The following is a 7,803-nucleotide window of genomic DNA, read 5'->3' on the forward strand; positions in this document are numbered from 1 at the left end:
GTCACTGGCCTCGCCTGGCCATATCGCCGACCGCCCGCACCAGCATGTCGAGATCCTGCGGCCGCGACAGGCGGTGGTCGCCGTCAGGGATCAGCGACAGCGTGACATCGTCGGCCGGCAGCAGACTGACCAGCCTCAAGGCATGGCTCGACGGCACGTCGGCGTCGGCCAGTCCCTGCACGATGTGAACCGGGCAATGCGTGTCGATCGGCCCGGTCATCACCCGGTTATCGCGCCCATCCTCGATCAGGGCGCGGGTGTAGACGTAAGGCTCGGGGGAATAATCCGAGGGTTCCGCGAAGAAGCCCTTTTCGGCGAGATCGCGCTTCTGTGGCTTGGTCAGCACCGGCTCGATCAGGTCGCTGGTAAAATCCGGCGCCGGGGCCAGCAGCACCAGGCCGACGACGTTTGCGTCGCCCGCCTTGCGCAATTCCTGCACCATGCGCAGCGCGATCCAGGCGCCCATCGACGAGCCGACCAGGATCTGATCGCCTTTGGCGAAATGCCGGAAGACGGCAAGGCTTTGCGCAAGCCATTTCGAGATCGTGCCGTCGGCGAAGGCGCCACCGGATTCGCCATGACCGGAATAATCGTGCCGCAGGAAGGCCCGGCCTTCCGTTGCCGCCCAGTCCGACAGCGTCTCGGCCTTCGTGCCCAGCATGTCCGACTTGTAGCCGCCGAGCCAGACGACGCCGGGCGTCGAGCCGGCTGAATGGCGCACCGCGATATCAGATCCGTCGACATCCAGAAAAGTTGGAGCCAGAGAGGATGGGGGCGTGGCGATCATGGTTTTTTCCTCAGGCCCGTCTTTTGGCACGCGGTCCTTGTGGCACAGCCGGAGGCGTGGCGAAAAGTACTCGCGCTGTTTCTTTGTTTGGTGCAGGCCAGCGATCAGGGTGATTTTCTGTCAATGCTGTGCTATTGACTCCGCCCGCGCGCTCACCACATTGGCGCGTCCACGTATCAAGACCGACAAATCCCGAACGAAACGGCCAAGGAGACCACGACCATTCGCAGACCTTTCAAAGCAGCGGCGCCGACCAAGGATGGGCCGCGCTCCAATCGTGACATCCGGGTTCCCCGGGTCCAGCTTATCGACGCCGACGGCCAGAATCGCGGCGATATTTCCATCAACGATGCATTGCTGCTCGCCGAAGAGGCCGGGCTCGATCTCGTCGAAATATCGCCCAACGCGGTCCCCCCCGTCGTAAAAATCCTCGATCTCGGCAAGTTGAAATACGCCAACCAGAAGAAGGCGGCCGAGGCGCGCAAGAACCAGAAGGTCATCGAGATCAAGGAGATCAAGATGCGCCCGAACATCGACAGCCATGACTACGAAACCAAGATGAAGGCGGTGCGCCGCTTCTTCGAGGAAGGCGACAAGGTCAAGCTGACGCTGCGCTTCCGCGGCCGCGAGATGGCGCATATGGAACTCGGCATGCAGCTTCTGAACAAGGTGCGCGAGGAGGTGGCGACCATCGCCAAGGTGGAAGCCGAGCCGAAGCTCGAAGGCCGCCAGATGATGATGGTGCTGGCGCCGCGCTAAGGTTTGCGGAACGCACTTGGATCACGATGACGTCAGGCCCGGATATCGCGATCCAAATCCGCCTGAATTGTGCTACAGGGCGTCCCGGCGATCGGCGGGACGCCTTATTTCTTAGCTCAAAGCTGCGATCGCCGGCAAAGCTCTTCGACGATCGGATTCCCGCATGGCCAACGACAAGGTTTCGGACGTCAAGGACGTCAAACATGGGCTGGGCAACTACCAGCAGATGCGCCGACTGGTGCTTGCCGTGCTCGTGGTGGTGCTGTTTCTGGCGCTGCTGTTCGGCCAGTCGACCTTCCCGCCGGACACGCCGGTGCACGAAACGATCGAGATGTTCGGCGTGCTCTTGATTTTCCTCGGCATCGTCGGGCGCCTCTGGGCGACGCTCTATATAGGCGGGCGCAAATCCTCCGAGGTGGTGACCGGCGGCCCCTATTCGATCACCCGCAACCCGCTCTACGTGTTCTCGACCGTGGCCGCCGCCGGCGTCGGCGCGCAGATCGGCTCGTTCTCCGGCATCATCCTTTTCGCGGTTCTGTGCGCCGGTGCCTTCCATATCGTCATCCTGCGCGAGGAGAAGTTCCTCAAGGAGGCGCTCGGTGCACCCTATGCCGACTATCTGGCACGCGTGCCGCGCTTCTTCCCCAAGCTTTCGCTCTACCAGGAAGGCGACACCGGCAGCTTCAGGCCGAGCCTGCTTTTGACCACACTGCTCGACGGGCTGGTGTTCCTGATCGCGCTGCCGGCTTTCGAACTGATCGACGGCGCGCAGTTGTCGGGCATGCTGCCGGTCTGGTTTAGGCTGCCCTGACCGGGGACAGTGCGTCGCACGGTGCTGAGGGTGTTGCGCCCGCGCCATCTTTGATCTATAGCACCGCCGTTCCAAGAAAACCGCCCGGCAGGGCATGCCGTGGCGGTTTCATTTGCTTTTCGGGCTTTGGTCGGCCCGGAGCGAACAAGAAGCGCGATCGTGCGCCAACAATACGGAGTAGCAAAATGCCCAAGATGAAGACCAAATCGGCCGCCAAGAAGCGGTTCAAGATCACAGGTACGGGTAAAGTCCTGTCGGCTGCGGCCGGCAAGCGTCACGGCATGATCAAGCGTTCCAACAAGTTCATTCGAAATGCCCGCGGCACGATGGTTCTGGCTGAACCGGATGGCAAGAAGGTCATCAAGAATTTTCTGCCGAACGGCCTCTAAGGCATTCGGTCCGGACACGCATCAGTTTTACGCAATTTCGAACGGAACGCCGCCAGGCACCTGGAATTGCTTTTAAGGAGATCATGACATGGCACGCGTAAAGAGAGGCGTCACCTCGCACGCCAAGCACAAGAAGGTTCTGAAAGCCGCGAAAGGCTTCTACGGCCGCCGCAAGAACACCATCCGCATCGCCAAGCAGGCGGTGGAAAAGTCGCTGCAGTACGCTTACCGCGACCGCAAGAACCGCAAGCGCTCGTTCCGCGCGCTGTGGATCCAGCGCATCAACGCCGCGACGCACGAGCATGGCCTGACCTATGGCCGCTTCATCGACGGTTTGAACAAGGCCGGCATCGAGATCGATCGCAAGATCCTGTCCGACATGGCCATCCACGAGCCGCAGGCTTTCGCCGCCCTGGTGGCCAAGGCCAAGGTTGCTCTTGAGTACCTCAAGAACACCACTCCGAATGCTTTTGAAAGCGCTGTCGCCTAGAGCATGATGCCAAAAAGTTTCTGACTTTTTGGACAACATCATGCTCCAGGGAAATTAGCGGGGAGCGCGATCTTTTCCGAAAAGTCTGCAACTTTTCGGGATCGGGCTCCGAGCCCAGCGCTTCCCAAGCATTCGAAATTCTGATTTGGGGAACCCGCGCTGGCACGGCTGGCGCGGGTTCTTTTGTCTCTGCCTGAAATTTCACTTTTAAAGTGACTTTCACTTAAGCCGACTTCCAACGCAGCGAGTTTGATCGTGAACGACGCAACCATTGGCCTTGATGCACTCGAAAATACCCTGATGGCTGACATCGCCTCGGCCGCCGACGAGACGTCGATCGAGGCGGTGCGCGTCTCGGCGCTTGGCAAGAAGGGCTCAATCTCGGAAATGCTGAAGACGCTCGGCGCGATGAGCGCCGAGGAACGGCAGGTGAAGGGCCCGGCGATCAATGGCCTGAAAAATCGTGTCACCGAGGCGCTGACGGCCCGCAAGGCTGAACTCAGGGATGTGGCGATCGCCGCCCGTCTGGCGGCTGAGAAGGTCGACGTGACGCTGCCGGTGCGGCAGTCGCCGGCCGAGCGCGGCCGCATCCATCCGATCAGCCAGGTCATCGACGAAATCGCCGCGATCTTCGGCGATCTCGGCTTCGCCATCGCCGAAGGACCCGATATCGAGACCGACTACTATAATTTCACCGCGCTGAATTTTCCGGAGGGCCACCCGGCACGCGAGATGCACGACACCTTCTTCTTCCAGCCGGACGAGAAGGGCGAGCGCAAGCTTTTGCGCACTCATACCTCGCCGGTGCAGATCCGCACCATGGAGAAGCAGAAGCCGCCGATCCGCATCGTCATTCCGGGCAAGACCTATCGCCAGGATTCCGACGCCACCCACTCGCCGATGTTCCATCAGGTCGAGGGGCTGGTGATCGACAGATCGGCCAACGTCGCCAACATGAAGTGGGTGCTGGAAGAGTTCTGCAAGGCCTTCTTCGAAGTGCCGCAGGTCAAGATGCGCTTTCGCCCGTCCTTCTTCCCGTTCACCGAGCCGAGCCTCGAGGTCGATATCCAGTGCGACCGCTCCAGGCCCGGCGAAGTGCGCTTCGGCGAAGGCTCCGACTGGATGGAGATCCTGGGCTGCGGCATGGTGCACCCCAATGTGCTCAGGGCCGGCGGGCTCGATCCCGACGAGTACCAGGGTTTTGCCTGGGGCATGGGCATCGACCGCATCGCCATGCTGAAATACGGCATGCCCGACCTGCGCGCCTTCTTCGACGCCGATGTGCGCTGGCTGTCGCATTACGGCTTCCGGCCGCTGGACATGCCGACGCTGTTCGGAGGCCTGAGCGCGTGACGGCCCTGAAGACTCCTGCTGCCAGCTACCACGGAACAGCCCAATGAAATTCACCCTCTCCTGGCTCAAGGATCACCTTGAAACCGACGCCACGCTGGCCGAAATCGTCGAGCGGCTGACCTCGATCGGCCTCGAGGTCGAGCATGTCGACGATAAGGCGGAGTTGAAACCCTTCGTCATCGCCAAGGTGCTGACGGCGGTGCAGCATCCCGACGCCGACCGGCTGCGGGTGCTGACCGTCGATACCGGCGACGGCAAGCCGCCGGTGCAGGTCGTCTGCGGCGCGCCGAATGCCCGCGCCGGCCTGATCGGCGCCTTCGCCGCGCCCGGCACCTATGTGCCCGGCATCGACGTGACGCTGACTGTCGGCAAGATCCGTGGCGTCGAAAGCCATGGTATGATGTGTTCCGAGCGCGAGCTGGAACTGTCCGACGAGCACAATGGCATCATCGACCTGCCCGAGGATGCGCCGGTCGGCACCAGCTTTGCGTCCTATGCGCATCTCGACGATCCGGTCATCGAGATCAATCTGACGCCGAACCGGCCCGACGCCACCAGCGTCTACGGCATCGCCCGGGATCTGGCGGCGAGCGGGCTTGGCCGCCTCGTCGGCGGGGCGATCATGCCGCATGTCGGCAACGGCATGTGCCCGGTGAAGGTGACGATCGAAGCGCCGGAGCTTTGCCCCGGCTTCGCCCTCAGGCTGGTCAAGGATGTCAAGAACGGACCCTCGCCGAAATGGCTGCAGCAGCGGCTGATCGCCATTGGGCTGAGGCCGATCAGCGCGCTGGTCGACATCACCAATTACGTCACCTTCGACCGCGGACGGCCGCTGCATGTCTTCGATGCCGCCAAGGTCGCCGGCAACCTCGTGGTGCGCCGCGCCAAGAATGGCGAAAAGGTGCAGGCGCTCGACGGGCGCGAATACACGCTGACGCCGGAGATGTGCGTGATCGCGGACGACAATGGCGTCGAGTCCATTGCCGGCATCATGGGTGGCGAACACTCCGGCTGTGACGAGAACACGACGGACGTGCTGATCGAATCCGCTCTTTGGGACCCGATCACCACGGCCCGCACCGGCCGCACGCTCGGCATCATCACCGACGCGCGCTACCGTTTCGAGCGCGGTGTCGACCCTGAATTCATGGTGCCGGGCATCGAACTGGCGACCAAGCTGGTGATCGATTTCTGCGGCGGCACGCCGACCGAGGCCGAGGTGGCCGGCTATGCCGGGCATCAGCCGAAGATCGTGTCGCTTCCGCTGTCGGAAGTGAAACGGCTGACCGGTATCGAGGTGCCAAAGGCGGAGAGCCTCGACATCCTGTCGCGTCTCGGCTTCCACGCGCAGGGATCGGGCGACGTCGTCGACGTCACGGTGCCGTCCTGGCGGCCCGATGTCGACGGCAAGGCCGATCTGGTCGAGGAGGTCATGCGAATCCATGGCGTCGACAATATCGCGCCGCAGCCGCTCGGCGCGCATGACGTGGTCAACGGCAAGATCCTGACCACGCTGCAGATCCGCACCCGTGCCGCCAAGCGTTCGCTTGCCGTGCGCGGCATGATGGAGGCCGTTACCTGGTCGTTCATCCCGGCCAAACACGCCGAATTGTTCGGCGGCGGCCAGACGGCGCTGAAGCTTGCCAACCCGATCGCCGCCGACATGTCCGACATGCGGCCCTCGCTGCTGCCGGGGCTGATTTCGGCCGCGCAGCGCAACGCTGACAAGGGCATCGGCGACGTGGCGCTGTTCGAGGTCTCGGGCACCTATGAGGGCGACGGCGCCGACCAGCAGCGGCGCGTCGCCGCCGGCGTGCGTCGCGGCACGGCAAAGCTCGACGGCTCCGGCCGCAACTGGGCCGGCAATTCGGGCCCGGTCGGCGTGTTCGACGCCAAGGCGGATGCGATCGCCGCACTCGAAGCCTGTGGCGCACCGGTCGACCGGCTGCAGATCGAGGCCGGCGGACCCGCCTGGTACCATCCCGGCCGTTCCGGAACGATCAAGCTTGGCCCGAAGACCGTGCTCGGCACGTTCGGCGAGTTCCATCCGAAGACGCTGGAAGGGCTCGATGTCTCGGGGCCGCTCTGCGGCTTCGAGGTGTTCGTTGACGCCGTACCCGAGCCGAAGGCCAAGCCGACCAAGACCAAGCCCAGGCTGGACCTGTCCGCCTTCCAGGCGGTGAAACGCGACTTCGCCTTCGTCGTCGACAAGGGAGTCGAGGCCGGCGCGCTGGTACGTGCCGCGCTTGCCGCCGACAAGAAGCTGATCACGGCTGTCTCGGTCTTCGACGTGTTCGAAGGTGCGTCGCTGGGCGAAGGCAAGAAGTCGATCGCCATCGAAGTGTCGATCCAGCCGGTCGAGAAGACGTTGACCGACGAGGATTTCGAGACGCTGGCCAAGCGCATCGTCGAGAATGTCGGCAAGCAGACGGGCGGCGTGCTGCGCGGCTGAGACTTGCGAGCGGATGGCGAATCGCTTTCCAAAGGGCGATGGACCATCTGCGCTATTCTGGGCTCTCCTTCGAGAAACAGCGTACGGCTTTTCTCGACATCGTCGCGGCTGACCCGCTGCTTGCCGAAATGCTGGCGAGGGTGCGCGCGCTTGCGCTGCCGGATTGGCTGGTGGTTTCCGGCGCGCTTTACAATAGCGTCTGGAACCACCTGACCGGCAAGCCATCGGGCTACGGCATCAGGGATGTCGACCTGTTTTATTTCGACGGTTCCGACCTGTCCTACGAAGCCGAGGACGCGGTGATCCAGCGGGCGGCCAGGCATTTCGAAGGACTGCCGCTGCCGGTGGAAGTACGCAACCAGGCGCGCGTGCATCTGTGGTATCCGCAAAAGTTCGGGCAGCCGTGCCCGCGCTATACGAGTGCCAGCCAATCCGTCAGCTATTTTGCCTCGAAGACGCATGCGGTGGGGGTGCGCTACGACGCCGATGGGCAGCTGGACCTCGTGGCGCCGTTCGGGCTCGACGATCTTTTTTCGTTTCGAATTACGCCCAGCCGGCTGATGGATAACCGGAAGACGCATGAGGAGAAGGGCGCGCGAGCGCGGGCGTATTGGCCGGAGATTACGGTGGTGCCGTGGTGAGCGAATAGAGTTTCAGGTCGGCGCGAGGCACCCCCCTCTGTCCTGTGTCCAGCCGATAGATGGGTTACAGAATGAACCGGATACATAGGTAACAGTTCTCCCCCTATGCGTCCGCCGCAGC

General features: G+C 62.9%; 8 protein-coding genes. 7 read left to right on the forward strand and 1 reads right to left on the reverse strand.

The window, feature by feature from the left end:
- Nucleotide 1 precedes the first annotated feature (1 nt).
- On the reverse strand, nt 2–787 hold the full coding sequence (locus LB516_RS28550; RefSeq protein ID WP_224720810.1) for an alpha/beta hydrolase: 786 nt from the start codon (nt 785–787) through the stop codon (nt 2–4).
- A 222-nt stretch (nt 788–1,009) separates the two neighbouring features.
- On the opposite strand from LB516_RS28550, the gene infC reads away from it, so the two are divergent.
- The 7 genes from infC (at nt 1,010) to LB516_RS28585 (ending at nt 7,682) form a co-directional block, all read left to right on the forward strand.
- Nucleotides 1,010–1,546: a translation initiation factor IF-3 gene (gene infC / locus LB516_RS28555; RefSeq protein ID WP_023772325.1), complete on the forward strand. Its 537-nt coding sequence runs from the start codon at nt 1,010–1,012 to the stop codon at nt 1,544–1,546.
- A 163-nt stretch (nt 1,547–1,709) separates the two neighbouring features.
- Nucleotides 1,710–2,357 (forward strand): methyltransferase family protein, encoded by a 648-nt coding sequence (locus LB516_RS28560; protein ID WP_140660118.1) that lies wholly within the window; start codon nt 1,710–1,712, stop codon nt 2,355–2,357.
- A gap of 185 nt (nt 2,358–2,542) precedes the next feature.
- Nucleotides 2,543–2,746 (forward strand): 50S ribosomal protein L35, encoded by a 204-nt coding sequence (rpmI, locus tag LB516_RS28565; RefSeq protein ID WP_006201248.1) that lies wholly within the window; start codon nt 2,543–2,545, stop codon nt 2,744–2,746.
- A gap of 88 nt (nt 2,747–2,834) precedes the next feature.
- Complete coding sequence (rplT, locus tag LB516_RS28570) at nt 2,835–3,236, forward strand: 50S ribosomal protein L20 (RefSeq protein WP_006201247.1); 402 nt, start codon at nt 2,835–2,837, stop codon at nt 3,234–3,236.
- Between the two features lie 300 nt (nt 3,237–3,536).
- Entirely contained in the window at nt 3,537–4,589 is a 1,053-nt protein-coding gene (pheS, locus tag LB516_RS28575; protein WP_041163588.1) for a phenylalanine--tRNA ligase subunit alpha, read from the forward strand.
- 43 nt (nt 4,590–4,632) lie between these two features.
- Nucleotides 4,633–7,041 carry a phenylalanine--tRNA ligase subunit beta gene (gene pheT / locus LB516_RS28580; RefSeq protein WP_224720811.1) on the forward strand — a complete coding sequence of 803 codons (2,409 nt, stop codon included), beginning with the start codon at nt 4,633–4,635 and terminating at the stop codon, nt 7,039–7,041.
- 38 nt (nt 7,042–7,079) lie between these two features.
- Nucleotides 7,080–7,682, forward strand: a complete 603-nt coding sequence (locus LB516_RS28585) for a nucleotidyltransferase family protein (RefSeq protein WP_224720812.1) — start codon at nt 7,080–7,082, stop codon at nt 7,680–7,682.
- The last annotated feature ends 121 nt before the right edge of the window (nt 7,683–7,803 follow it).

Origin of the sequence: Mesorhizobium sp. CO1-1-7 (assembly GCF_020164885.1) — a bacterium.
Taxonomy (GTDB): Bacteria; Pseudomonadota; Alphaproteobacteria; order Rhizobiales; family Rhizobiaceae; genus Mesorhizobium; species Mesorhizobium australicum.

Excerpts from the sequence above, each read along its gene's own strand:
- pheS (WP_041163588.1), top strand. The coding sequence starts at position 3,537 with ATGGCTGACATCGCCTCGGCCGCCGACGAGACGTCGATCGAGGCGGTG.
- LB516_RS28550 (WP_224720810.1), bottom strand. The coding sequence starts at position 787 with ATGATCGCCACGCCCCCATCCTCTCTGGCTCCAACTTTTCTGGATGTC.
- pheT (WP_224720811.1), top strand. The coding sequence starts at position 4,633 with ATGAAATTCACCCTCTCCTGGCTCAAGGATCACCTTGAAACCGACGCC.
- LB516_RS28585 (WP_224720812.1), top strand. The coding sequence starts at position 7,080 with ATGGACCATCTGCGCTATTCTGGGCTCTCCTTCGAGAAACAGCGTACG.
- rpmI (WP_006201248.1), top strand. The coding sequence starts at position 2,543 with ATGCCCAAGATGAAGACCAAATCGGCCGCCAAGAAGCGGTTCAAGATC.
- LB516_RS28560 (WP_140660118.1), top strand. The coding sequence starts at position 1,710 with ATGGCCAACGACAAGGTTTCGGACGTCAAGGACGTCAAACATGGGCTG.
- rplT (WP_006201247.1), top strand. The coding sequence starts at position 2,835 with ATGGCACGCGTAAAGAGAGGCGTCACCTCGCACGCCAAGCACAAGAAG.